At 70.1% G+C, this 613-nt stretch carries 1 pseudogene; it reads left to right on the top strand.

Annotated features, from left to right (window positions below):
- Positions 1 to 145 precede the first annotated feature (145 nt).
- Positions 146 to 613, top strand: a pseudogene (locus tag HLK59_RS50335) (polysaccharide deacetylase family protein); the annotation flags it as partial.

The following is a 613-nucleotide window of genomic DNA, read 5'->3' as shown; positions in this document are numbered from 1 at the left end:
TATCATCTTTCTCTTGTTCCTTGATTGCGTTTCTGCCATTACCGTACGCTACCCGGACCCCGTGGACGCTACGCGGCTCGTCAGCCCCCGCACGGTCGTTTTTACGGCGAACGTCGCCGGCGCAGTAGAGCCCACTCCCTTCTGCGAACTGGTCCGTGAACGGCGGCTGCCCGTCAGCATGTTCCTCACCGACAGCGTCGTCGGCCCCGGGTACGGGCACTTCGCCCGCCTCCAGTCGGTCGGCGCCTCGATCCAGAACCACACGCTCGACCACACCGCCCTGCGCGGTCTGCCGTACGCCGGGCAGCGCGCCGAGATCTGCGGCCAGCAGGACAAGCTCAAGTCCCGCTTCGGGATCCGCCCCCACCTCTTCCGCCCGCCCTACGGCACGTACGACACCACCACCCTGCGCGCCGCCGCCGACTGCGGCGCCGCGGCGGTCGTCCTGTGGCGGGCCTCGATGGGGGACGAGCGGCTGACCTACCCGACGGGACGGCGGCGACTCCTCCCCGGCGACATCATCTCCGTGGCCTCGCTCGGGACGGCGGGGCTGACACTGGTGGAGCGCACGGAGCGGCTGCTGGGGGAGATCCGGAGGGCGGGGCTGAGGGTG

Origin of the sequence: Streptomyces sp. S3(2020) (genome assembly GCF_013044505.1) — a bacterium.
Classification (GTDB): domain Bacteria; phylum Actinomycetota; class Actinomycetes; order Streptomycetales; family Streptomycetaceae; genus Streptomyces.
The sequence above is the reverse complement of the archived record's forward strand: the minus strand, read 5'-3'. Positions and strand labels throughout refer to the sequence as shown.